Here is a 24586-nt window from a genome sequence, read left to right as displayed (position 1 = left end):
ATCGATTAAATGTAAGCGCGCCTGTCCGCACGTCAACACCGCACAGCTGCACGGCCATTTTTAGCTCTTCGCACTTGCACAAAAATGTGGCAAACGCGACACCCGCGGTTGGTAACGTTGGGGAAGGAGGGTCCATTGAGTGCGTTTGGTGACACCAAGGCGATCACACCGCCGGATATTCGTTCGCGCAAAGGTGGGACGCCGCTCGTCTGTCTTACCGCCTACACGACCCCAGTCGCCCGGCTTGTCGATCCCCATTGCGATGTGGTGCTGGTCGGCGACAGCGTCGGCATGGTTCTCCACGGCCTGCCCTCGACGCTCGGTGTGACGCTGGAGATGATGATCATTCACGGCCAGGCCGTGCGCCGTGGCCTCGAGCAGGCGCTGATGGTCGTCGACCTGCCGTTCGGTTCCTTCGAGGAAAGCCCCGAGCAGGCTTTCCGCAATGCCGCGCGCGTCATGGCCGAGACCGGCTGCGCGGCCGTCAAGCTCGAAGGCGGCGAAACGATGGCAGAGACGATCGGCTTCCTCGCCGCGCGCGGCGTGCCGGTCATGGCCCATGTCGGCTTGACGCCGCAGTCGATCAACACCATCGGTGGCTACCGCGTGCAGGGCAGAGGCGGGGATGCCGAGCGCATCAGGCGCGACGCGCTTGCGGTGAGCGAAGCGGGCGCCTTTGCGGTCGTGCTGGAGAAGGTTCCCGAGGCGCTCGCCCGCCGGATCACCGGGGAGGTGGCGACCCCGACCATTGGCATCGGTGCCTCGGCCGCCTGTGACGGCCAGATTCTCGTCGTCGACGACATGCTGGGCCTCTTCGGCGACTTCCGGCCCAAATTCGTCAAGCGCTATGCTGAACTGGGGGAGGCCGCTGCGGCTGCGATCGCAGCCTATGCGCGGGAAGTGAAGGAGCGCCAGTTTCCGGCCGCCGAGCACGTGTTTGCCGATGCGCCCAAGCCCGCCGACGGGGACGCCACCAAGAGCGGAGAAGCAGCGTGAGCGTGCCGATTGTCAGGAGCGTTGCCCAGCTTCGCCAAATCGTCGCCGCATGGCGCCGCGAGGGCGTGAGGATTGCCGTCGTGCCAACGATGGGCGTCCTGCATGAGGGCCATCTCAGCCTGGTGCGCGCGGCACTCGTGAAGGCCGACCGGGTGATCGTGACGCTCTTCGTCAACCCGAAGCAATTCAACAGCGAGGCCGATCTCGCCGCGTATCCGAGCACCGAGGACGAGGATGCCGCCAAGCTGGCACCGCTTGGCGCGCACCTGCTTTATGCGCCGGACGCAGAGGAGATGTATCCGGCGGCCTTCGCCACGACCGTTTCGGTGTCCGGTGTCAGCGAGGGCCTGTGCGGTGCCTTCCGGCCGGGACATTTCGATGGCGTGGCGACCGTCGTCGCCAAGCTCTTCCTGCAGACCAGCGCTGACTTCGGCTTCTTTGGCGAAAAGGACTTTCAGCAGCTTCAGCTAGTCAGGCGTATGGCCCGGGACCTGGATATTCCAATCACCATTGTTCCTTGTCCGACAGTCCGCGAAGCCGACGGTCTTGCACTATCATCGCGCAATGTCCGGCTCTCGCAAGCAGAGCGTGCTGTTGCCCCCGAGCTATCATCGGTCTTGCTCGAGACGGCTGAGCGGCTTGCCCGCGGCTCGCCCGTCCTGCCAACGCTTGCCGAAGCGCGCGCAGCAATTCTGGCTGCGGGCTATCGCGAGGTCGAATACCTGGAACTTCGCGACGAGGCAGATCTGCGACCCATGACAAGCCTTGACCGACCTGCACGCTTGCTTGTCGGGGCCTGGCTCGGCGGCACACGGCTCATAGACAACGTCAGAATATCACGGGTTTCAACAGATTAACGGGGTTCTCGGCACGCGCTGTATCCGTCCGGGATCGTTTAAAACAAGGTCTCTGCCTGGCATCGAGCGATCACGGAGGTTACGCAAAGCGCAAATGCATCGCGTGTTTGAGAACTTCGTTGAGCAACTGTCTGCAAGTGTTGATGCTGCCGATCTCCGTGAGGCAATGGCATCCGCTGCAGCCGGCTTCGATTTTCCGCTATTCGCCTATTTCACTTACCCGTCGGCCCCCGGCGACGCCCCGCAATTGATCTCAAACTATCCTTCATCCTGGACATCACGTTATCTGCAACAGCGGTACCACAGTCTTGATCCGGTCATCCTGCGCGGGCTGCAAGGCTGGGATACCTTTGATTGGGGTGTGGATCGCGCTCGGCACTGTCTGCCGAATTCGCAGCAACAAATTCTGGAGAGTGCGGCTGAGTTTGGCATCCGCGGCGGCCTGACGATGTCCATGCATGATCATTGCGGCCGGTTTGCTGCCCTGACCTTTGCTTCCGACGAGTCCCGCCCGCCTCTGTTGCGGTCACTGACACGTTACGAAAAAGCATTGCAGCTGGTGGCCATCAACTTTCATATCCATGTCCGGCGCAGGCTCGCCGACGATCGCGTGGTGGATGGTGTAACGCTCACCCCGCGGGAGTTCGAGTGCCTGAAATGGGCGGCGCGCGGCAAGTCGGCTTGGGTTATCAGCCAGCTTCTCGGCGTCTCAAAGCGCACCGTGACCTTTCATCTGGAAAACGCCAAGGCAAAGCTTGGCGTTCGAACGATCAACCAGGCCGTTGCACGACTGGCTGCCTCCGGCCAGGCGAAATCCTGATTCGTCGGCCACGATAGCTGTAAACCTCTACAGGCTGCATCGCTGCCGGCTTTGCCCTTCGATGGCGGGAACACATCCCGCACGGAGGCGACCATGATGCAGCTGATAACACCAGACCTTTACGACGAGTTCGCAAGCGAGCTCAAAGAGATGCACGGGCTCAGGTTTCGGGTGTTCAAGGAAAGGCTCGATTGGGAAGTTGATACCGAAGACCAGATGGAAACAGACCCGTTTGATGGTCTGAAGCCTGTCTATCTGCTCCTCAAGGGATCCGACTGGCGAATTCGCGGTTGCGTGCGTCTTTTGCCCAGCACCGGACCCACAATGTTGCGCGACACGTTCCCGGTGCTGCTGGGTGCTGACGTCGTGCCCTCGACCTCCGACATATGGGAGAGCAGTCGTTTCGCGCTCGATCTTCCTCCGTCGGCGCCCAAGGCAGCGGGCGGACTGGCCCAGGCAACCTACGAGCTCTTCGCGGGCATGATCGAGTTCGGCTTGGCCAAGGATCTGACCCGGATAGTAACGGTGACGGATACGCGCATGGAACGGATCCTTCGCCTCGCGACGTGGCCATTGTCGCGCATCGGACAACCCAAGTCCGTCGGCAAAACCGAGGCGGTGGCCGGGTTTCTCGAGATTTCCCGCGCGAGCCTTTTGCGCATCCGCAGCAGGGGACGTCTGAGCGGACCGGTACTGTGGCAACCGGTTCTAGCCCCGTCGGCATTGTGGACACCTGAGCCGTGAAGGATGCTGGTCTGCCCAAGGAAGCGACGGTCGGTCTTGTATGCTGGCCGGACTGGCGTCGTCACGAAGCTTACCACTACGCCAGACGATTGCCACGCACTGCCTGGGCCTGGGAGTTTCTTCGGCGCAATCCACAATTCCAGCGCGACCACGCCAAAATGGCACCGTCCGCCTGCATTGTCGGAGCCCAGGCCGACATGAACATAATCGAGTTGACGACAGGATCATCTTTCCTAAGACAATGGAGCCTCCTTTTTCGCGGACGCGCCACAGTCGGACGCTACGTCGGCAAGGGTCTTTTGGGATCCGCGCGACTGCGCCCGTATTCTACGAGCGGCCGCGGAGCCGGTTGGGCTCGACCACGATTTTGAACCGCTTGATCTTTCTTCGCTCTCGTGCTGCAAGGACATCCTGCTGACACCTGCCGGCGTGCAGCACGTGCTGCTGAGGGAGGACTGCCGGAGTCTGCAGATCGCCCTTTCCGGTGCATCCGTTCTCCGCCCGTTGCGGCTATATGTCGACGCGATCGTGCAGCCGCAGCACCTGAAGTTCCATGTCGCTGCCCTTCAGTTCCTGAACGACATCAATGGTTGCGGCCGCCTGGCAGCTGCTTGCTTTCCGCCGGAACCCCGCGGAGCGCGTCTGCGTATCGTGCTCCAGGCTTTGGACGGCTCGCTTGCGGGAGCATCTCATCAGGAGATCGCCATTGCCCTGTTCGGGAGACGCCGTGTCGAAGACGATTGGTCTCATCCAGGTAGCCATCTTCGCGATCAGGTGCGTCGCGCCATCCAACGTGGCCGCTACCTGATGGGCGGCGGCTATAGACAGTTCCTGATGTAATTCGGGTGACAGCTTGGTGATTGTCTTATTCGAAAAGGCGCAGGCATCAATCTCCATTTCTCACTGCTATTGTGCCTTGTACAAGACGTGACACGCGCCTAGTTCTTCCGCTGCGGGAATCGGGTTTGAGTAATACGGACGAAGCACTGAGAACCAACGTTTTCGTGATAGTGCATTCATGCCCCGAGAATCCTGATGACCGTTACGAACCCCGACAAAGCCGGCGCTGACTGAAACGGTCGCTGAACGTGCTCTGTGGCCTGCGCCGCCTGACTCTCGGTTTCGGCTATGCCGACTAACAGCGTATTGATAGGCCATCGCGGGCTAAGCTCTACCGGCGAAAGCCGCGTCAAAGCGGCAGGCAATCAGAAACTAGATCGGCGGCGACGATGATTATGATCAACGTGACGAACACGTGAATCATGCCGACGGCGCCCACGTTGCCGATGATGATGATGCCGACGCATGCGTCGCTGATGCTGCCTAACTACAGTGCTGTGTGATCATGCCGATCACCGCGTGACCACGAGCGGCGGCGGTTCGTGGTCAGGTGCGTGGCCGGGATGATCGCGCATGGCCGATTGTTCCTCGTGCCGCGGGGTGTGGGCTTGCGTTCGGTCATGAGGACGTCAGGCGCAACGAGGAAGTTAGATCAGGGCCCCAAACGCGGCTTATCCATGGGGTGGATGATAGCTATCCCTACAATCAATTATACCAATATTACCCAATACTACTAGAAGATCCCCCAATGAAAGCGGCCGGATGGGTATCCGTCTCGCGTAGGCTGAAGCTGCCGGCAAGAATGGGAAGACGAACATGTGCGGGATTGTTGGCATCGTTGGGCAACAGACGGTGTCGGATCGGTTGGTCGACGCATTGAAGCGTTTGGAATATCGCGGCTATGATTCCGCCGGCGTTGCGACGATCACCGAAGGTGTCTTGCACCGCCGGCGCGCCGAGGGCAAGCTCGTCAATCTCGAGAGGAGACTGAAGGAAGAGCCGCTGAGCGGCAACATCGGCATCGGCCACACGCGTTGGGCAACCCATGGGGCCTCGACGGAACGCAATGCGCACCCGCACTTTGCCGACGGTGTCGCCGTCGTCCATAACGGCATCATCGAGAATTTCACCGAGCTGAAGGACGAATTGGCGGCGGCTGGCGCCGAGTTCCAGACCGACACCGACACCGAGGTCATCGCGCATCTCTTGGCAAGACACCGCCGGGAGGGCATGAGGCGGCAAGAGGCGATGCGTGCCATGCTGAAACGCGTCAGGGGCGCCTATGCGCTTGCCGTCCTCTTCGAAGATGATCCGTCGACCATCATGGCGGCGCGCAACGGACCACCGCTGGCGATCGGTCACGGCGACGGCGAGATGTTCCTGGGCTCCGACGCGATCGCGCTTGCTCCCTTCACCAATGAAATTACCTATCTCATCGAGGGCGACTGGGCCATTGTCGGCAAATCGGGCGCCCATATCTTCGATTTCGACGGCCATCCCGTCGAGCGTCCGCGCCATACCTCCACGGCCGCGGCCGATCTGGCCAGCAAGGGCAATCATCGCCACTTCATGGAGAAGGAAATCTACGAGCAGCCCGAAGTCATCGCCCATGCTCTCCGTCACTATAGCAACATCATAGAGAATCGCGCCGACATGGTTTCTGGCATCGATTTCGCCAGGATCCCGAGCTTGGCGATCTCGGCCTGCGGGACCGCCTATCTCGCCGGACTGATCGGAAAATACTGGTTCGAGCGCTATGCGCGCCTGACGGTTGAAATCGACGTTGCGTCCGAATTCCGTTACCGCGAGATCCCGTTGTCGCCGCAGTCGGCGGCTCTTTTCATTTCGCAGTCCGGCGAAACCGCCGATACGCTCGCATCGTTGAGGTACTGCAAGGAGCGTGGGCTGAAAATTGGCGCTATCGTCAATGCCTGCGAATCGACCATCGCTCGGGAGGCCGATGCGGTCTTCCCGATCCTTGCCGGACCGGAGATTGGCGTCGCCTCCACCAAGGCGTTTACCTGCCAGCTTGCGGTTCTAGCCGCACTCGCCATCGGCGCCGCCAGAGCCCGCGGGACCGTAACCGAAGACGAGCTGCAGGCGCTCGTCAGGAGCCTCGCCGAAGTGCCGCGCGTCATGGGCCAGGTACTCAACAGCATCCAGCCGGAGATCGAGTTCCTGTCGCGCGAACTGTCAAAGTGTCGTGACGTCCTGTATCTCGGCCGTGGCACCAGTTTCCCGCTAGCGATGGAAGGTGCGCTGAAGCTCAAGGAGATTTCCTACATCCATGCCGAGGGCTATGCGGCGGGTGAATTGAAGCACGGTCCGCTCGCATTGATCGACGACAACATGCCAGTGATCGTCATCGCGCCCCATGATCGCTTTTTCGACAAGACTGTCTCCAACATGCAGGAAGTGGCTGCCCGTGGAGGGCGGATTATCCTCATCACCGATGAAAAAGGGGCAGCCGCATCGAAACTCAACACCATGCACACGCTCGTGTTGCCGGCTGTCGACGAGATTATCGCGCCGATGATCTTCTCGCTGCCGATACAGCTTCTTGCCTACCACACGGCGCTCTTCATGGGCACAGACGTAGACCAGCCGCGCAATCTCGCAAAATCGGTCACGGTCGAATGATTGTGAACCTTTACAGCTGGCGATGCTTGTCCATCTTCGCTGCATCGGCGGTGGAAATTGGTCGAAGGTATCAGCGTCCGCGAGGCTGGGTGGACGGTGCCGCGAATAGCCACTGGAGGCGTCAGTGAGAGTTCGAGTTGCTGTTCAAGAAAGCGATCGGGGAGAATGAGTCGTGTAGGATCGCAGGTCGAATGCGCTACAGCCGATCAGGCCATCTCATGGCGGGCAGGTTCTTAGAACTTGATCAGAAGCAGGTGAGCCGCCATATTCCGACCCGGCTGCCAATTTCAAGTGGCCCATTCCATGGATGAGGCCGGTCCGGCCGAATGGACGTCCATTTTTTTGATTTGCTGGGTGTGCGCCAAGGGTCGGGGAGGAAATCTCCCGATTTGTCAGGCGCTCCCATCTTCTTGGAGATGTTTATGAAGGATTCGCGCATTCCCGAGCCAGTCTTGACGGCTATGTCGCAGGGGACCCACATCATCCGCGCTTATCGTGAGCACCTTGGGTATTCAATCGAGGACCTCGCGGTCGCGTGCGGGCTTGCCGCTCAGGAAATCCAAAACATCGAGCGGGGTCTAAAGTACAATAAGGGCTATCGGAATCGGATAGCGAGATCGCTGTCCATACCTGTGGGAATTCTTGAGGCAGAGTCGGACATATCGGACGCCGCCTGATCAGTCGGATAATCTGCAATGGGTGGAAGACCGCTCTTGTGATGTGACGTTTGCGGCTGATAGTCGTCGCTTGATTCCGTTGGACGCGAATGCCTTCTGGCGCAGTACCGCCAAGAGAATTCTCGTCCACTGTCCGAGTCAGGAACTGCACACGGGCTCGCCGAACAGGAAGTTGGAACGCTTCGTCATGCTGTCTTAGGCGATATAGCCGCCCGGAGTGCTGCGACACGTGCACGATAGCATTGGCCCGCGAGGATGGATTGCTAACGGCGAACCCATGCTGGTCGGCAAGGCGATACTGGCTGGAGCATCAACTCGGCCGACGAGAGTGGCCCCCCATCCTAGGCAGGATCGGCCGACATGGCCGGCATCGCGAGCCGCTCTGAAAAGAGCACAGCGGGCATCCAGACGCTGCCGGGTTGACTATGGGTGTCGGAACCGCAAAAAGGGGCCGCTCTTCATGAGTGGCGTGCGCCGGCAGTCTAACCCCAAGCCCCCCGCCAGGCTGCCGGCGCGCTTCTAGCCGCCTTGATGCACGGCGATAAGCTTTTGACGGCCTGAAGCGACGTTGTGGTCGCCGTTGCGGTGCTTTTCCACGCGCCTCGTCAGGCGCCGGGATTGCTCCGTCGTGATGGCAGGCGGGGGTTTGCAGGTTGCGGTCGACGGGTTCGTTTCGGGGCGTCTGCCCCCATCGTTATGTCGCGAGTTGGGGGATGCGATCGAGGACGATGCGCAGGATGCGCTGGTCGGGGCACGATGTCGGCAGGTGCAGGCGGATTTGCGATTTCATCTCGACCACCCGCGCAGCGATTTTGATGAGGCGCAATCGCAGCGTGTCGAATTGGGCGACGGCAAAGCTCGAGCGCCTCGGCATCGCGGCCCGCAAGCCCCACATCAACCAGTAAGCACCGGCATGCAGGAATAGCCGGAACTGGTTGGCCGTCGCTCTGGTGCAGGATGTGCGGTCGGCGGCAAGATGCGTCTTCCACGACTTGATGTGGTTCTCGGCCGCGCCGCGCCGGCAGTAGACATCTTCGTAGAGCGCCTTGGCCTTCCCACCGGCAAGGTTGGTGACGACGAAGCGGATATCGCCACCTTGGGCGCCGACCTCGACCCGCGCGATGATGCGCTCGACCCGGCTCCAACTAGCGGCGCCGTCAACGAACTCCTTGAACCTGCGGACCTTGCCTGTCTTGGCCGACGCTTCGAAGCGCGCCGTCGTGCTGGCCTCCAGATCCGCGACATGCTTGCGCAGGGTCGTGGTGGGCGCGAGGCCAAAGATGAAGTCGACGTCGTTGGCGCGGCACCAGTCGATGACCTGCGGGTTGCAATAATGGCTATCGCCGCGGAGCAGGATTCGAATGTTCGGCCAGTTGATCCGGATCGCCCGCACCAGACGGCGCAGGTGGGGGCGGATCTCAGCCCCACTCGGCCGCTTGGCCGGTCGCAGGATCGCGCTGACGAACCGTCCCGCACCATCGAACACGACGATCGGCTGGAAGCCGTACTCGTCATGGTGGGCATTGAACAGGCGAAGCTGTTGGCCTCCGTGCACAGCGTCGAAGGTGTCGTCAATGTCGAGCACGATCCGCTTCGGCACCTGCCGGAACGAGGCGCAGTAGAGGTCGACCATCGCCCGCCCCATCGCGACCAGTTCCCGCACACCGGGCAGGTTCTCCAGCCGGCACAGCGTCGATTGCGACGCCAGATCCCGACCCGACGGCAGCGCATCCTGGGCCATCTTGAAGACCGGATCGCGGCGCAGCCGGTTGGCGTCGTTGCCGTCCTCGTAGCCGGCGGCGATCATCTTCATGCGAAAGCCGATCATGTCCGCCAGGCTGTGGACGACCTGGTCCGGGCAGCGCGGATCGTCGATGCAACGCGCCAGACGCTCGGCCACCCGCAACCGCTTTTCCACATCGGCCAAGGCCAGAACGCCGCTGTTGGACGACAGCATGCCGCCGTCGAAACGGGCGACGACGGACTTGCCGCCGACTGATGACAAACCGCTCAGCGGCAGCGCAAGATCGTTCATGGTGGGTGTGGTCTCCGGGAAATGGTTCGGATCGGCTTAGGCAACCAAATCCTACGTCATTTCAACGGCTTGCGCCACATCCACCAACCCCCATGAATTTGGTTAGGTTGATGCGGCGTGCCGCCGCCGTGAGGCCGCGCTCGCTCAGCAGCGCGTCGAGAACGACGAGAAGATTCAGATCGAGCCCTTTGAAACGCATGTCTTAGCTATCCATAGCGTGGATGCATTTGATTGAAACAAACGATTTTACCAATTTTCCGGAATGTCGCATGGACTTGGCAGGACCTCACGTGCGCCGATCACTGCCTCTATCGCGTGGCGAGTCCCTTGAGAAGAGCCCGAAAGAGGAAATCTGTCGCGTGCGGTGGAGATTGTACTGGGAATGAGAAGCAGCGCTCCGATCATGTCGAACTCTCCGACGAATGGCGGACCGGTACAATAGTTGATCGCAACTGGTCCGGAGCTATGAAACATCTCGATTACATATGAGGTGCCGAGTGAATACGCTGACAGCACCCACCGTCGCAGCGTTTAGCTGACGTTTGACGACGGTTCCTATCCATTTACACGCAGATTCTTGATGTGCTGGCGCAAAAGCGGGAGGCCGGCGACTTTTCTTCATCATCGGGCTGACGCCGCAGAAGCCGGAACTCGTCCGGTTCCTATGGGCATTGGGCTTGGTCGGTCGCACAGGCTCCATGAGGGGCAATTTTGGCAACGCGACGCGACTCGGGTTTTGAACGACGCCGAAAACGCAAGCTGGAAAGGAACAAGATGGCAGATCAACTCGCCAACGAAATAATCGCCATTATCAAGAAGCGCGCCGCGTCGGAGGGCGGCATAGCGCCTGCCACAGGCGGCGAGATAACGGCTGCCACGGGACTGACTTCGCTCGGTATCGATTCACTGGGATTGGCGGACGTTCTCTGGGACCTGGAGCAGGCCTACGGCATCCAGATCGAGATGAATACGGCCGAGGCATGGTCGGATCTCCAGAATGTTGGGGACATGGTGGAAGCCGTGCGCAGCTTGCTCGCTAAGGGGGTGTGAATGGACAGGCGCGTCGTGATTACTGGGATTGGCGGTATTTGCGGGCTTGGGACCAACGCCGCCGCCATTTGGACAGAGATGCGAGAAGGCCGCTCCGCCATCGGCCCAATCGTCAACTCCGAGCTCCATGAATTGAGGGTCAGGATCGGTGCCGAGATCAAGGCGCTGCCGGAGCATGACATCGACGGCAAGCAACTCATCTCCATGGACCGCTTCAGCCTGCTCGCTGTGCTTGCGGCGCGCGAAGCCATGCGTCAGGCCGGACTTTCCTCCAAAGAGGGAAATAGGTATCGCTTCGGTGCGACGGTGGGCGTTGGCGGCTGCGGGTGGGATGCGATCGAGCAAACCTACCGCGCCATCCTTCTGGGCGGTAAGCGTGCCGCTCTCTTGACTGTACCCAAGGCGATGCCGGGTGCCGCTGCCGGCCAGGTCAGCATGAGTCTCGGCCTGCGCGGGCCGGTGTTCGGCGTCACGTCCGCCTGTTCCTCGGCAAACCATGCGATTGCCTGCGCGGTGGACCAGATCAGGCTCGGCCGGGCCGACGTGATGCTTGCCGGCGGCAGCGAAGCGCCGCTCATATGGGGTGTGCTGAAGGCATGGGAAGCGATCCGCGTGCTTTCGCCCGATACTTGCCGGCCATTCTCGGCCGATCGCCAGGGCCTGTCGCTTGGTGAAGGCGCCGGCATGGCGGTGCTGGAAAGCTACGAGCATGCCCTGGCTCGGGGCGCCACCATCCTTGCCGAAATTGCCGGTGCCGGCCTTTCCGCCGATGCGTCCGACATCGTCGCGCCGACTGTCGAGGGGCCGGAGGCAGCAATGCGGGCCTGCCTTGCCGATGCCAGGCTGGACGCCGAGGATGTCGACTATCTCAACGCGCACGGCACCGGCACCAAGGCCAACGACCAGATCGAGACGGCGGCGATCAAGCGCGTCTTCGGTCAGCACGCCTTCTCAATGTCCATTTCTTCTACCAAGTCCATGCACGCGCATTGCCTCGGCGCGTCCGGCGCGCTCGAGTTGATCGCCTGCGTGATGGCTATCCGCGAGAGCGTCGTGCCGCCGACTGCCAATTATCGTGAGCTGGACCCCGATTGCGATCTCGACGTCACGCCCAATGTGGCACGCGAGCGCAAGGTGCGCGTGGCACTGAGCAACTCCTTCGCCTTTGGCGGCACGAACGCGGTTCTGGCGTTCAGGCAGGTGTAGAAGCCATGAGAGATGCCTCCGGCAACATTATCTCTCGCATCCAGATGCTTGCCGGATAACTATTGTGAAGGGCGGGTCATTGACCGCCTCGGCGAATGCGGGAAGTGGCAGCGGAAGCTCGACGATCCGGGGGTATCGTCTTTGCGAAATTCTTAACTGTTGAAGCGGCTTGGACGTACCGCCGCCCCGTAAAAGGTAAGCGAGGCCCTGCGGGCTCGGCTTGAGGGTCTGAAGCTGTACACGACAATGTCTGGAAGCCGCAGGGTCGGCTCTGCGCCCGTTATAGTCGCCTGAGTGCTGCCGGCCCGGTCGCGCCGCGGGCGCCGTCAACGAACTCCTTGAACCTGCGGACCTTGCCTGTCTTGGCCGACGCTTCGAAGCGCGCCGTCGTGCTGGCCTCCAGATCCGCGACATGCTTGCGCAGGGTCGTGGTGGGCGCGAGGCCAAAGATGAAGTCGACGTCGTTGGCGCGGCACCAGTCGATGACCTGCGGGTTGCAATAATGGCTATCGCCGCGGAGCAGGATTCGAATGTTCGGCCAGTTGATCCGGATCGCCCGCACCAGACGGCGCAGGTGGGGGCGGATCTCAGCCCCACTCGGCCGCTTGGCCGGTCGCAGGATCGCGCTGACGAACCGTCCCGCACCATCGAACACGACGATCGGCTGGAAGCCATACTCGTCATGGTGGGCATTGAACAGGCGAAGCTGTTGGCCTCCGTGCACAGCGTCGAAGGTGTCGTCAATGTCGAGTACGATCCGCTTCGGCACCTGCCGGAACGAGGCGCAATAGAGATCGACCATCGCCCGTCCCATCGCGACCAGCTCCCGCACGCCGGGTAGGTTCTCCAGCCGGCGCAGCGTCGATTGCGACGCCAGATCCCGACCCGACGGCAGCGCATCCTGGGCCATCTTGAAGACCGGATCGCGGCGCAGCCGGTTGGCGTCGTTGCCGTCCTCGTAGCCGGCGGCGATCATCTTCATGCGAAAGCCGATCATGTCCGCCAGGCTGTGGACGACCTGGTCCGGGCAGCGCGGATCGTCGATGCAACGCGCCAGACGCTCGGCCACCCGCAACCGCTTTTCCACCTCGGCCAAGGCCAGAACGCCGCTGTTGGACGACAGCATGCCGCCGTCGAAACGGGCGACGACGGACTTGCCGCCGACTGATGACAAACCGCTCAGCGGCAGCGCAAGATCGTTCATGGTGGGTGTGGTCTCCGGGAAATGGTTCGGATCGGCTTAAGCAACCAAATCCTACGTCATTTCAACGATCAGATCCCGAGCAGCCAGCCAGTATTCGACCGTCGCTGGCGCCTCCGCCCACTGAGGCCTTGTGCTTCCTCCAGCGAGTCAAGCCGATCACCATGCGTGTCGCCAGTTCTGGTGCTCACCCACGTGCCATTTGCGATCTTGTGTCGGTGAGAGCACCGCAAGCACCTCCCCTGCTAGAGGGCAAGGCGGCTTGCGTCGCCCGTGTTGTTACTATTCTTCGCTGTGGTCGGAGTTTTTTCCTTGGCTTCGGAATCGGGACATTCGGCTTTGCAAAAAAATAGGCCATCGTGGTCGATCGTCACGCCCCCCGAGTTCGGCGGCACGATGGGACGACAACGGCAGCGCAAGCTCCATTTGCGCGAGGGGCTCGTCCCTTCAAATACTTGATGCATTTGCGCTTTGCGTACCTCCGTGCATGTTGCTCGATGCCAGGCGGAGACCTCTGTCTAAACGATCGCGCATCGATGCAACGCCCACGCGTAGATCGCCATCATCGCGGCGATCGCTTTGCCGCGATCGCCGCAGCCGTTTTCGAGCACGACAATCATGCCGGCGCTGTCGGCAGCGATGCGCATGCAAAAATTCACAGATGCATTCTGGCAAATGCTAGCTGCCCAGCAAATGTCCGGCATTTCGCAAGGCCCCTAGGAAGAGACTGGCATGGCCGTTGGCATCGATCTTGGCCTGCATCGACAGAGGCATGCTGTGCCAGTTCTCCAAGGGCGCAATGAAATGTGAGAACGTACCGTTGACGATGCAATGGTGGGTAACAAGGCCCTGTCTGTCCAACGCCAGCACGCCGATCTGGTCGCCCTGATATCGGATGGCTGCGACCCGCTGGACCCCCGCATCACCGTCGACCCGCACGTCGAAAAGCAGGATGCCGCGGCTCCTGGTGGCTACCTCGGCGGCCTTTTCAGCGAAGCTTAAGGAGAGCGAGCGGACGCTTTCGACCGCCAGCTGTAAAACCATCAAATCCAGTTCATCCACTGCCATAAGGTCCCTGCGCGCAACACATGGGTGATAGCAATCGACCACACCGCTTGTTCACAGATGTCGGCTCACGACCGATCATTCAGGTTGTTGCCGGACGTCCATTGACCGAGGGAGTGCTCCGGTTCGAACCGATCCTGAAGCGGAATACGCTGGATCTATGGAACCCGAGGAGCAGGCCAGCCAAAGTTGCCGCGACAATTGATGTCGTGATCATTCCAGACATCTGCATCGGCGTCGCTGAACATCCCACTGGTAAGTCCGTTGTTTGCGGCAAGCCCATCCTTGGGCCGTCTAGTACCTGAAACCCTCGCGGCGGCGTCCCTCGAAGCTCGGGACCGCCGGGCGCTTGATCGTCGAGAACTTTGTTTACGAAGGTCCGGACCTCCTGCAGAGCTTATTCTGGTGCGCTCGCCTTTGAGCATTCCGCTGAAGCGTGACGTTTCGCTAGTCAGTGTTCCTTGCAGGCTCACCGCGAGGGCGCCTTGCACACAGCTGCACGTCAGCGCATGAAACTCGTCCCCCGTTCACTTCACAAAATGGATTTCCTGAAGTACTGGGAGCGCAGAGAAATCTCCGGTCGCAGCCTACCCGGTTAAAACAAGGACCCAAAAATGAAGACTCTCGTCGTCTGCTCCGGCGGATTGGACTCCGTTACCCTTGCTCACAAGGTGGCAGCGGAGCACGAACTCGCCGGCCTCCTATCTTTCGATTACGGCCAACGGCATAGAAAGGAATTGGGCTTCGCCGCCCTTTGCGCGGAGCGACTGAGCGTCCCGCACCGCATCATCGACATCCACGAGATCGGCGGCGGCCTTTCCGGCTCCGCGCTGACCGATAATGTGGTCGTGCCCGACGGGCACTACGCCGAAGACACGATGAAGGTCACGGTGGTGCCGAACCGGAACGCCATCATGTTAGCCATTGCCTTCGGCCTCGCCGCAGCGCACGGCGCTGACGCGGTGGCGACGGCCGTGCATGGTGGGGATCATTTCATTTATCCCGACTGCCGTCCGGCCTTCATCGACGCTTTCCAGATGATGGAGGACCACGCGCTCGACGGCTACGCGAAGATTCGCGTTTATGCACCCTATGTGAATCTCACGAAGGCGGACATTGTTAGGAATGGAGCAGCATACGGCACGCCATTTGCGCAGACCTGGTCCTGCTACAAGGGCGCCGAGCGTCACTGCGGGAGGTGCGGGACCTGCGTCGAGCGGCGCGAGGCGTTTCATCTCTCTGGGCAGCCGGACCCCACCGACTACGAGGACTCCGACTTCTGGCTCGATGCGCTGCGAAGGAGGACCGCGTAATGTTCCGCATCACCAAGGAATTCCACTTCTCAGCCTCGCATCAGCTCAGCTCGTTGCCACCCGATCACCAATGTGCGCGCCTGCACGGGCATAACTACATCGTTGAAGTGGAGCTTTCAGCGAATGGACTGAACGAGCACGGCTTCGTGCGCGACTATCATGATCTGGCGCCGCTCAAACGCTATATCGACGAGAGCTTCGACCACCGACATCTCAACGAAGTGCTGGGGCATGAGCAAGTCACGGCGGAATGTCTGGCCAGACATTTCTATGGATGGTGCAAGGCACGCCTGCCCGAGACCTCGGCCGTGCGGGTCAGCGAAACGCCGAAAACCTGGGCGGAGTACCGGCCATGACCCATACCGATCCGGCAATTCGCGTCAGCGAGATTTTCGGGCCGACGATCCAGGGCGAGGGCGTGCTCATTGGTTTGCCGACTGTCTTCATCAGGACCGGCGGGTGTGACTATCGCTGTTCCTGGTGTGACAGCCTCCATGCGGTGGATAATCAATTCCGCCATGAATGGGAGATGATGTCAATCGACACGGTGTGGCAAACCGTCGTTGCGCTTTCCGGTGGCCGGCCAGTGATGGTGTCACTGTCAGGCGGCAATCCTGCCATTCAGCCGTTTCGTGCGCTCATCGAGCGAGGCCATGGTGAAGGTTACCGTTTTGCGCTGGAAACCCAAGGTTCCGTGGTCAGGGACTGGTTTGCCGACCTTGACGTGCTGGTCCTCAGCCCGAAGCCGCCGTCAAGCGAAATGAGGACCGATTGGGCCGCTGTCGAGGCGTGCATCGAAGCGGCGCAGGAGAAGCCGCAAATCGTGCTCAAGCTCGTTGTTTTCGACGACAGTGACTACGCTTACGCGAAAGACGCCGCCGCGAGGTTTCCGCGACTTCCGATCTATCTGCAACCCGGCAATCACACGCCGCCACGCGCCGGAAATGAAGACGCGCCTGTCGACCTTGACGGAATAATGAAACGCATGGAGTGGCTGATTGAAAAGGTGACCCGCGACAGGTGGTTCGAAGCCCGCGTGCTGCCGCAGTTGCACGTTATGCTCTGGGGTAACAAGAGAGGCGTCTAGGCGGGGGCCATGCGCTGAGCCGTGTCAGTGCCCACGTTCTGCTAGAATGCGTCAGGTATCTGCCGGAAAAGGCAACTGAACGCTGTGTGCTTTCGACTACGACCGTTTTTCTAATCACGCGACTGATGGCGCGAAACCTGGCCAACGATAGCCAGACCAATGACGATGCCCAACCAAACGGCGAAATGGATCGCCTTCACCATATACGAAATAGCCTGTAGCAGCGGCGGCGCCGACAGAGCCAGCCCGGAGGAGGAGAGGTGCTGCTCACCAGCTGCGAAATATTCGGTTAGGGAAGGGATCGTCTGGCCAAGGTCGATATCTTTTAGCGAGGGAGGCGCGTGAGACTTGTTCGCGATGGGCTGGGAAGCGGTCACTCACTTTCAGACGTTCCCGTCGGAACAGACGTTGATTGATTGTTGAATTGGGAGTGTGGATCGGACTGGCCACTTAGGATCAACGACGGGCCACAACTGCCAAAACCGCGTCCACACAGACGATGCATCTATCTCCAGGTTGTCGTTTGGTGCACCCGCTAAGCGAAACTGGAGATTTGCACAGCCCCGACTGCCATGAAGCGGTTTGTTGGAAACCCGATCAAGGGTAGATAGGCGTTGCCTGAAAAGCCCAGCACGTTGGAGCGCAGGCCAAGCCACTCCGCTACGAAACTTAGGGTCGCGCAAACAACACCGGCATCGCGCCAGGCCAAGCTTTCTCCATTCACATAGGCTGCATCGATTTTGGACAGGTCTGCCACCAACCGAAGGGTGCAGCCTGGGGCGGTTCCCAATACCCCTTTCACCTGCTCTCTGTTGAGTTCGGCTGCCTGGGATGAGGCGCCGAGGAAAGCTGCAGCGTGTCTCGTGGGCAGATAGGCGCGTGCCGCATGATCGCTGTTCGACATTTGATAAATGATCTGGACGGGGTGCAATCCACCTGCGGAGGGTGAAATCCGGTGTTCCAAAGGCACGCCGGCACGTCCGATGCCACGAAATTCGCGAGTCCCGCACGCGTACCAAAGCAATGCTTCAATCTCGTGCCAGCTTACAGGCGCCCCAATGGCAGATCGCCGCGACTCCATTACGTCTAGAAATGATCGATCGCGCTGCTCTTCCGGCTTTGGAAGCTCACGTATTACCGCGCCTGCCGGCAACCAGGCAGACCAGTCACCAGGCTGCTCCCTGGGAGCAGGTTCTTCAGTGAGGCGTCCAGCCAAGAGCCGACCAGGTATTGTAATGCTTCACGCAGCCCCTGCATCTGCCGCAGGCGTAATTCCCAACGTGGCACGAGTGCGCCCAGGCGAGGGTCGCTTGGTCGATCTCGGAGGTTCGCACCAGTTCGACCGCATCCAGCTCGATAGCCGGAGCTTCTACAGTGATGCCGCCCTCCTGAAGCGCCAGCAGCTTCGAGATATGCTCGACAAAGTCGGGACGCCCGTCGGCGTGGACGCCGTCGGTGGCGAGGGCGCCGATAAGGAGGTGTTTTACGCCGCTCTTCACCGCAGCCATGCCAGCGAGCGTGATCAGGAGCTGATTGCGGAATGGCCACCACTCCGACACTGGCGCGACCTCAGACGGCGCACTGCCCGCCAAGTCCCCAGATCCTAGAGCCGAGCAATCGACGCAAATGACTTCGTGAGGGATATTGAGGAGGCGCGCGACCTGGCCAGCGGCGACGATTTCAGCCTCAGCCGGCTTCTGCCCATAGTCGATGGTGATGCAAACGTTCGGACGCTTCCACCAAGCGATGCTGACCGAGTCCATGCCTCCAGAGAGTAGCAATGCCGTCTTCATTTAGGCAGGCTCCATATCGCCTTGTAGATCGCGGTCACGAAGTCCTGCGCGACCATCGTGCCCGAGCCCACGAACATCTTTAAGTCTTCCTCCTTCTCGTTCTCCGCCAGTGCAACGATCGGGATGCCCTTTTTTCTCGCATACCCGACTTCGAAGACAGTTCCGGGGTCCATGCCGTTCAGTATCGCAAAGATGACGTCGCAACCGTCCAAACCGATCAAATCCGCCGGAGCGACGACGTCGGCCTTGCCGGGTCCGATTTCATGTACGGGCGAGAAGACGTCTGCTCCCGCATCAATGAGTGCGAGCCGCGCCTCTTCGACCAGCCAGCGCTGTCCAAGGTCAAAGAAAGGTGCGGCAAGGTAAATGCGTCCAGAGCCAGGCTTGATCGGTTTTGCCCTGGCGGACATCAAAATATCTGGAGTGGGAGGTGGAAGGGTTCGCGAGTTGCAATACCAAGCGGTTGCGCGCGACGCCAAATCCGCGGCTTCGACCGGTTCCTTCCCATGTATCGCCCAGAAACCGGCAAACGTTGAGGAAAACACGTCGCCTGACCCGAGCTTCCAGACTGAATCCGATTCGTAGAGTGGAACCTGTTGTTGGTGCTCGGGCGTGAGGACCAATGCCCCCAGCGCGCCCATCTTCAAGACGACGACTTCGGCGCCGTCATTATGAAACAGCCAATTGGCGCCTTCGCGCGGATTGTCGGTCCCAGTGATGGACCGCATCTCCAACCGGTTGAGAACCACACCGAGCCTAGCTGCCGACGAACCGTTTCTCCTGAACGGTTGGGCGTCGAACGCAGATTGAGGGTCATACACTGCTATGTTCGCGGACACGATGACGTCTGATTCGATCATCCCATAGCGGATGACGATGTTGTTCTCGACCTTGATATCTGGAAGTCTCTTCAGCAATGCCGGTGGCGGCGAGATATGTGGCACCGAGAGCGTATGGACATAATCGAAAGTGACTGCCTGCTCGGTACCCAGGAGATTCAGTTGGACGTCAGCAAGTTCTGCCTCAACAGCGATCCGATCGCTGAGCCGGCTGTTGGCGTAACCTCGTAGTTGCACGCGGCCACCTGCAAGCTGCGCGATCGCAAACGCGCCGCGTCCTGCCGACCCTAAGACACGATCCCATTCGGGTTGCAGGCAGCGCTCATGGTAGACGCCGCCCGCAACGGTTACGTCGCGGCTCACACCGGGTAGACCCTGACCGTGTAGACGCCGCCGGAGATCGACAGAATCTCAGCTTTGTATAGCACCGCCTGCTGAACAATGCAGTTGATCACCTGCAGATAGCCAACGAACGTGAGCGACCCGCCGAGGTTTCCGCCAGCATCCCGTACGACAAGCGTTGAAAAACTACCGATGGCCACAACGTCGACATCCAGAACGTTGCCCACGTTAAGCGGTCCAAGGACCGAAGGCTTCGGACTGTTAACGGGAGCCTGGTACTCGCGGCTGCATTGATCGAATCCCCCTCCGACAGCGGGACCGAGATCACTCCGTCCACTGCCTCCGCCGCCACCGCTCATGTCAGGTCCTCCTCGCCTAGTTCGGGACTAGAGCCTGATTCGAAACATTCATCAACGTTTGTAAGAGGCGCGGATGTACGCTTCGCATGACTTTCCACATTACGGCGTCCAGCATTGATGCCCGGACTCCAATCGCAGAGCTGAAATCCAAATATTTCTCCTCCAGTCTGAAATAATCGGTAGCTGGATTCGCCTTTGCAGGAAAAACGCCTATTTGGCAGCAGGCGCGGATGATATGAACGTCGAGTATAGCGACATCATCGCTGCGTCGACGATTGCGAACTACCCACGATGCGGTCTTCGGACCGATCCCGGGCAAGGTACAAAGGCTATCGCGCAACTCTCTGTCGTTCAACTGGGCCTCGTCAATCATAGCAACGCCTTCCAGGCATCTGTGCAAGTAGCCTGCACGTTGCTTTGCGAACCGGTATCTCACGGATCGTCCGAGGACTGATAGCGGTTCTGATAGCAGTGATTCCGCCTGCGCTAGAGTCAGGCGGGGACCGTTCACGCGCATATAGGAGCGGACGCGATCGTATGCGGCAAGGCCAACCTCAGCAGGTGCGCCGTGCCCGCCTAGAAGGCACGCGACCACTTCCTCTGCAAGCGTTTCGCCAAGTCCGCTCTCGTCAGGCGTGTCAAGCGCGTCCATCCAAACTTGCGTTGCCCAGAAAGCCGGCGTGAACACTGCCGCGAAATCCCCCCAAGGGACCGACGGCATAACCTCGGCATCGGCATCCGGCAGATGCAGGAAGATCGGCTGCCCATCCTTCAGCGAAATAACCTGTTGCATCTCTCAGTCCCAATCATTATTCATAAAAATCATAGCCAATTTTGATCAAAATGACAACGGAAAACACCGCTCTGCTGAACGAGATACGAGAGGCGATGGACCGGTTAGGGGTAGGCCAGGTCCAGCTGGCATTGTCTTGTGGTTACACACAATCATACATCAGTAAAGTCCTGAATCTTCGTGCTAAAATGACCGACAAGCTGGAGCGGAAGCTGACATTTTGGCTTTCATCCCATTCTATGAAGGAAGCGGTTTCCAGTGCGGAGATCGAGGCAATCGTTCAGCGCCTTGCTAGAGCAAAACCGGAAAGAAGAATGCATATAATGAATATTCTTCGCGGTCTGGCCGGTATGTCGTGAGGCGCGCCGAGTCTATAATGGCCGCCGTCGCATGGTGGCAACTTGGCGTCCTGCGACGTCAAGAAGCACTCTTTCCACACGATAGAGCCGTCGCTGGTGGTCCAGTTCGTACAAAAGGCGCTAAGGTGGCGGGCTTACACCTTCTCGTCGTGTCCATTTCCGGGCCAGCACAATGAACCGACTGCCATGCCTGATCGATCGAGCCACATGAGCGACCGCCCCTCTGCCTTCCGCAAGGATGCTGTTCTGGCGCGACTGGCCGAACAATTCAATGTCGCGCAATTCGTTAGCTTCGCACCGAAAGCCGGGGCTCCGATACAGCAGTTTGCCCGGCTCGCTGGGCTGCCGGCCGATCAGCACTTCGATACGCCGGCGGAGGCGATAGGGGCTCTCTTTTTGAGGAGCGTCGAAGGCACGCTCAACGTCCGGAGCTTCAATGAACACCAGCCTCAGAGTGCCGAGTTTCTCTACGGACTTTCCTCGCCCCTTGATGTCGTAGCTGCGGTTGAGCGTCTCTCTGCCGCAGGCTGGTTCACGATTGTCAACGAGACTATCGATGTCAGCGATGGCGGAGTTTCGGGGGTGATCCTTGATGACATCGTTGAATTTGGTCCCGATGTTACGCCACGCGGGGTCGAGAAAGCGGGTTTCGCGACACTACGCTCTGACTGGGCGCGCCGGCTGTTCGACATAGTCTACGGATTCGGTCCCGATTTTGCGTCAGCAAAATCCGCGCGCCTTGAGTTCAGCCTTCACCCCAAGCCGCGCGGCTATCGTCAATCCCACGTCATATATTGGGAATTCGGTGAGAATGAAGCTATGCATGCCGCTGACGTGGAGCCGAGGTGGCCAAATGGCTTCTCGCGCATGCTTGGAGACAAGGCATACGGGTTGCTGATCGGTCATCTTGCCGGCGTGCCCGTGCCGCGAACGACAGTTATTTCTCGCCGGGTCGCTCCATTCTCGTTCGGCGAGAGTACAGGCACCCGCGAAATTTGGACACGGACATGTCCGACCGAACAGGTGCCGGGCCATTTCACGACTGTTCGAGGTTGGACTGACCCGTTCAAGCTCCTGAATGCGGAGGACCCTGATCATCGTGCAATTGCGTCAGTCATCGCGCAGGAAGGCGTCCCCGCGACCTGGTCGGGTGCTGCGATTTGTGACGCTGATGGGCAACTCCACGTCGAGGGAGTTCTTGGCGCCGGCGACGCTTTCATGCTCGGGAAGAAGGCGCCTCAAGAACTTCCACCTGAAGTTTTGAGTGCAGTTGAAACTCTCTATCAACGAACTTCCGCTCAACTTGGTGCGGTGAGATTCGAATGGGCATATGACGGCCGCGCTGCGTGGCTGCTGCAACTACACAAGGGGCGCAGCGTTTCATCTGGTGCAACAATTGTCCCAGGAGAGGCTACGGAATGGAAAAGTTTCGATGTTCGAGATGGCTTGGAAGCGCTACGAGTAGCTCTCACAATGATTCCGTTCGGCCATGGCCTGATACTGGAGGGGGAGGTCGGCCTGACAAGTCACATCGCGGATGTCGTCCGACAGGCCAGTGTGCCGACGCGAATGCGTCTGGTTGCTGACCAAGCCTCTAATTGACGCTCGTGGGAAAACGGAACATAATAAGAACACGATAAAATATTAAGTATCCACAATGCTAAACGAAGGGAAACGAAGATGCTTTTGACCGCTGTCGCAAACGCTCGTAAAGATGCTGAGTCGCAGCTCGGAACCTTGGATAGGGCTCTTCGCATGCGCTTCGAACGCCGCATGAGAGAAGAGACAGAGAACGATGGCAACACCGCCAAAGAGCCCGTCAAAAACAGCGCCGAAAAGCAAGATTAAGCTCTACACGAGCAACGATGAAACCAGGGAGGTGGTCCGCGGAGGCGCGGACCCCCAAGAAAAGGACTACCGGCACAATTACTCCCGAGATCACGGTCGGATCATTCACAGCGCTAGCTTCCGCCGTCAGCAGGGAAAGACACAGGTATTCCCCAGCCGCGAGTCCGACTTTTTCAGGAGCCGGCTGACCCATTCGCTTGAAGTGGCCCAGATCGCCCAGGGAATAGCCGAGTTCATCAACCACACATACAAGACTACTTTGCCTGAACTTATTGACGTCAGGTTGTGTTTCGCCGCTGGTCTGGTTCACGACATTGGCCATCCGCCATTCGGTCACAACGGTGAACGGGCGCTCGACAATGCGATGCTCGAATATGGCGGGTTTGAGGGCAATGCCCAAACCTTGCGAATCCTGACCAGGCTAGAGAAGAAGGTCAAATACGCCAAAGCTCTCGATGGCGATGGCGATATAAGGGCCGGTCTAAACCTTTGCCATCGGACGCTGGCCTCTGTCCTGAAGTACGACAACATGATCAAAGCCGTGCGCCCTGAAGGCTCAAAGGTTGAGAAGGGCTACTACGCTACGGAAAAAAGGATCGTCGAGAACATCAAAAGCTCAGTAATAGGCGACTTCAAACTAAAGCGCGGAAAAGAGTTCAAGTCGCTCGAATGCTCGATAATGGATCTGGCAGACGACATTGCATATTCCGTCTACGATCTTGAAGACTGCCTGAAGGTCGGGTTCCTAAGCCCTGCGAAGATCCTGGCGACCAAGGATGCGCTGTTGGAAAAGGTGGCAGCGAGCGTATCGAAGCAGATCAAGGAGGACGTCAGCAAGGAAGATGTGCTCGACGTATTCTTCGATATTTTTGCCGGACTGTTCCAGGGCGAGCCCGATAACGATGGAAGTAGCGTGGGGGTGGATGCGACTGGGAGTCCGGATGGCGCTGAAATGAGCAACCAAGAGGATGGCGACAGTCTGCAGCCAGCCGAAGTGGCCAGAAGACAGAAGCTGGAGGCCGAGCGGGAAGGGTTCAGGCGATTTACCGCTGTTTATAAGACGTCCAGGCTGATCAGTGATGACGCATACAACCGCACAGAGTTGTCTTCGCAGTTGGTGCACGAATTCATCTCGTCAGTGGAGCTGGATTACAACGAGCAATGTCCACCTCAGAGCCAGGTGAAGCTGTCCAAAGGGCGATTGCGCCGAAAGGAAGTCCTGAAACAGTACACCTATGAGGCCGCTATCTATGCCCCGCGCGTGAAGCTGGGCGAATATCGAGGCTACGATGTTGTGACCGATCTTTTCGAAGCGCTGATGGCTGACAAGGGCGATATTCTGATGCCAGAGGACGTCAGAGAGCGTTTCAACAAGGCAGACAACATCACTGGACGGGCCCGCGAAGTGTGCGATTTCGTGGCGGGGATGACTGATCGGTATGCCATTGAGTTCTGGGCGCGTTTGAAATCCGACTCAGCGGAAAGCATGTTCAAGCCGATCTGACAGAGACCGGCGAATTTCAGGATGAGCGGCTTTGAGTCACGCCGTCGAGTAGGTTTGACCGGCGTGCTTGGCGCGGGCCAACTTCATAGCGACCGTTCCGCTATCGAACTGGGCGATTGCTCACTAGGAAGACCTGTATGCCGGACGGCCCCTGACTCATTCCAGTTTGGCCTGGGGTTCTGGCGCCGTCTGGAGTTTCTATGGGCGGCGTCGCCTTG

Annotated in this window: 25 protein-coding genes and 3 pseudogenes; 16 read left to right on the top strand and 12 right to left on the bottom strand. The window is 59.5% G+C overall.

Going from position 1 to position 24586, the window contains the following annotated elements; all coding sequences use genetic code 11:
• Positions 1-135 precede the first annotated feature (135 nt).
• The 8 genes from panB (at position 136) to NKI19_RS19530 (ending at position 7574) form a co-directional block, all read left to right on the top strand.
• Positions 136-996 carry a 3-methyl-2-oxobutanoate hydroxymethyltransferase gene (gene panB, locus NKI19_RS19565; protein WP_352453542.1) on the top strand — a complete coding sequence of 287 codons (861 nt, stop codon included), beginning with the start codon at positions 136-138 and terminating at the stop codon, positions 994-996.
• Positions 993-1853 (top strand): pantoate--beta-alanine ligase, encoded by an 861-nt coding sequence (gene panC, locus NKI19_RS19560; protein WP_352453543.1) that lies wholly within the window; start codon positions 993-995, stop codon positions 1851-1853. The genes panB and panC overlap by 4 nt, the downstream gene beginning before the upstream one ends.
• A 94-nt stretch (positions 1854-1947) precedes the next feature.
• Positions 1948-2673 carry a LuxR family transcriptional regulator gene (locus tag NKI19_RS19555; protein WP_352566716.1) on the top strand — a complete coding sequence of 242 codons (726 nt, stop codon included), beginning with the start codon at positions 1948-1950 and terminating at the stop codon, positions 2671-2673.
• Between the two features lie 93 nt (positions 2674-2766).
• Positions 2767-3417 carry an acyl-homoserine-lactone synthase gene (locus NKI19_RS19550; RefSeq protein ID WP_352566714.1) on the top strand — a complete coding sequence of 217 codons (651 nt, stop codon included), beginning with the start codon at positions 2767-2769 and terminating at the stop codon, positions 3415-3417.
• Positions 3414-3788, top strand: a complete 375-nt coding sequence (locus tag NKI19_RS19545; RefSeq protein WP_352508062.1) for a transcriptional regulator domain-containing protein — start codon at positions 3414-3416, stop codon at positions 3786-3788. Before NKI19_RS19550 ends, NKI19_RS19545 begins: the two co-directional genes overlap by 4 nt.
• 58 nt (positions 3789-3846) lie before the next feature.
• On the top strand, positions 3847-4257 hold the full coding sequence (locus tag NKI19_RS19540; RefSeq protein ID WP_352566712.1) for a DUF2285 domain-containing protein: 411 nt from the start codon (positions 3847-3849) through the stop codon (positions 4255-4257).
• 816 nt (positions 4258-5073) lie between these two features.
• Entirely contained in the window at positions 5074-6897 is a 1824-nt protein-coding gene (glmS, locus tag NKI19_RS19535) for a glutamine--fructose-6-phosphate transaminase (isomerizing) (protein ID WP_352566710.1), read from the top strand.
• 326 nt (positions 6898-7223) lie between these two features.
• Positions 7224-7574, top strand: coding sequence for a helix-turn-helix domain-containing protein (locus tag NKI19_RS19530; RefSeq protein ID WP_352566708.1), 351 nt, complete (start codon positions 7224-7226; stop codon positions 7572-7574).
• 694 nt (positions 7575-8268) lie between these two features.
• Here the strand turns inward: NKI19_RS19530 and NKI19_RS19525 are convergent.
• Entirely contained in the window at positions 8269-9609 is a 1341-nt protein-coding gene (locus tag NKI19_RS19525) for an IS1380 family transposase (protein ID WP_352508064.1), read from the bottom strand.
• Between the two features lie 97 nt (positions 9610-9706).
• A pseudogene (locus tag NKI19_RS19520) lies at positions 9707-9808 on the bottom strand (LysR family transcriptional regulator); the annotation flags it as partial.
• Positions 9809-10383: 575 nt separating this feature from the next.
• Here NKI19_RS19520 and NKI19_RS19515 point away from each other — a divergent pair.
• Both NKI19_RS19515 and NKI19_RS19510 read left to right on the top strand, forming a co-directional pair.
• The gene (locus NKI19_RS19515; protein WP_352458906.1) at positions 10384-10659 is read left to right on the top strand and encodes an acyl carrier protein; all 276 of its coding nucleotides are present in this window, start codon (positions 10384-10386) and stop codon (positions 10657-10659) included.
• The gene (locus tag NKI19_RS19510) at positions 10660-11865 is read left to right on the top strand and encodes a beta-ketoacyl-[acyl-carrier-protein] synthase family protein (protein WP_352508066.1); all 1206 of its coding nucleotides are present in this window, start codon (positions 10660-10662) and stop codon (positions 11863-11865) included. It begins immediately after the preceding gene.
• Here NKI19_RS19510 and NKI19_RS19505 read toward each other — a convergent pair.
• The 4 genes and pseudogenes from NKI19_RS19505 to NKI19_RS19490 all read right to left on the bottom strand — a co-directional run.
• Positions 11852-12016: pseudogene (locus tag NKI19_RS19505) on the bottom strand (LysR family transcriptional regulator); the annotation flags it as partial. The gene NKI19_RS19510 and the pseudogene NKI19_RS19505 sit on opposite strands and share 14 nt — an antisense overlap.
• A gap of 168 nt (positions 12017-12184) precedes the next feature.
• A pseudogene (locus tag NKI19_RS19500) lies at positions 12185-13069 on the bottom strand (IS1380 family transposase); the annotation flags it as partial.
• 515 nt (positions 13070-13584) lie between these two features.
• Positions 13585-13713, bottom strand: coding sequence for a hypothetical protein (locus NKI19_RS19495; RefSeq protein WP_023722056.1), 129 nt, complete (start codon positions 13711-13713; stop codon positions 13585-13587).
• A gap of 31 nt (positions 13714-13744) precedes the next feature.
• Entirely contained in the window at positions 13745-14134 is a 390-nt protein-coding gene (locus NKI19_RS19490; protein ID WP_023722055.1) for a hypothetical protein, read from the bottom strand.
• 611 nt (positions 14135-14745) lie between these two features.
• On the opposite strand from NKI19_RS19490, the gene queC reads away from it, so the two are divergent.
• From queC to queE, 3 genes are read left to right on the top strand one after another with little or no spacing between them, the layout of a single operon-like run.
• Positions 14746-15444 carry a 7-cyano-7-deazaguanine synthase QueC gene (gene queC / locus NKI19_RS19485; RefSeq protein ID WP_352567120.1) on the top strand — a complete coding sequence of 233 codons (699 nt, stop codon included), beginning with the start codon at positions 14746-14748 and terminating at the stop codon, positions 15442-15444.
• Positions 15444-15800: a 6-carboxytetrahydropterin synthase QueD gene (gene queD / locus NKI19_RS19480; protein WP_352549606.1), complete on the top strand. Its 357-nt coding sequence runs from the start codon at positions 15444-15446 to the stop codon at positions 15798-15800. The genes queC and queD overlap by 1 nt, the downstream gene beginning before the upstream one ends.
• Positions 15797-16531 (top strand): 7-carboxy-7-deazaguanine synthase QueE, encoded by a 735-nt coding sequence (queE, locus tag NKI19_RS19475; RefSeq protein WP_352567118.1) that lies wholly within the window; start codon positions 15797-15799, stop codon positions 16529-16531. Before queD ends, queE begins: the two co-directional genes overlap by 4 nt.
• Positions 16532-16641: 110 nt before the next feature.
• On the opposite strand, the gene NKI19_RS19470 is transcribed toward queE, so the two are convergent.
• The 6 genes from NKI19_RS19470 to NKI19_RS19445 form a co-directional block, all read right to left on the bottom strand.
• Positions 16642-16908 carry a hypothetical protein gene (locus NKI19_RS19470; protein ID WP_352567116.1) on the bottom strand — a complete coding sequence of 89 codons (267 nt, stop codon included), beginning with the start codon at positions 16906-16908 and terminating at the stop codon, positions 16642-16644.
• 158 nt (positions 16909-17066) lie between these two features.
• On the bottom strand, positions 17067-17501 hold the full coding sequence (locus NKI19_RS19465; protein ID WP_352508072.1) for a nitroreductase family protein: 435 nt from the start codon (positions 17499-17501) through the stop codon (positions 17067-17069).
• A gap of 226 nt (positions 17502-17727) precedes the next feature.
• Positions 17728-18324: a 7-cyano-7-deazaguanine synthase gene (locus NKI19_RS19460; RefSeq protein WP_352508073.1), complete on the bottom strand. Its 597-nt coding sequence runs from the start codon at positions 18322-18324 to the stop codon at positions 17728-17730.
• A complete protein-coding gene (locus NKI19_RS19455) occupies positions 18321-19526 on the bottom strand; it encodes a PfkB family carbohydrate kinase (protein WP_352508074.1) in 1206 nt (401 codons plus the stop codon). The genes NKI19_RS19460 and NKI19_RS19455 overlap by 4 nt, the downstream gene beginning before the upstream one ends.
• A complete protein-coding gene (locus NKI19_RS19450; RefSeq protein ID WP_352567114.1) occupies positions 19523-19732 on the bottom strand; it encodes a hypothetical protein in 210 nt (69 codons plus the stop codon). The genes NKI19_RS19455 and NKI19_RS19450 overlap by 4 nt, the downstream gene beginning before the upstream one ends.
• Before the next feature lie 148 nt (positions 19733-19880).
• On the bottom strand, positions 19881-20657 hold the full coding sequence (locus NKI19_RS19445) for an endonuclease III domain-containing protein (protein WP_352508076.1): 777 nt from the start codon (positions 20655-20657) through the stop codon (positions 19881-19883).
• A 50-nt stretch (positions 20658-20707) separates the two neighbouring features.
• Here NKI19_RS19445 and NKI19_RS19440 point away from each other — a divergent pair, with 50 nt between their 5' ends.
• From NKI19_RS19440 to dgt, 3 genes are all read left to right on the top strand, one after another.
• Positions 20708-21016: a hypothetical protein gene (locus tag NKI19_RS19440; RefSeq protein WP_352508077.1), complete on the top strand. Its 309-nt coding sequence runs from the start codon at positions 20708-20710 to the stop codon at positions 21014-21016.
• A gap of 207 nt (positions 21017-21223) precedes the next feature.
• Positions 21224-22618 carry a hypothetical protein gene (locus NKI19_RS19435; protein WP_352567112.1) on the top strand — a complete coding sequence of 465 codons (1395 nt, stop codon included), beginning with the start codon at positions 21224-21226 and terminating at the stop codon, positions 22616-22618.
• A 193-nt stretch (positions 22619-22811) separates the two neighbouring features.
• Positions 22812-24368: a dGTP triphosphohydrolase gene (dgt, locus tag NKI19_RS19430; protein WP_352508079.1), complete on the top strand. Its 1557-nt coding sequence runs from the start codon at positions 22812-22814 to the stop codon at positions 24366-24368.
• Positions 24369-24586: the final 218 nt, after the last annotated feature.

The organism is Mesorhizobium sp. M0751 (genome assembly GCF_040320265.1).
Classification (GTDB): Bacteria; Pseudomonadota; Alphaproteobacteria; order Rhizobiales; family Rhizobiaceae; genus Mesorhizobium.
The sequence above is the reverse complement of the archived record's forward strand: the minus strand, read 5'-3'. Positions and strand labels throughout refer to the sequence as shown.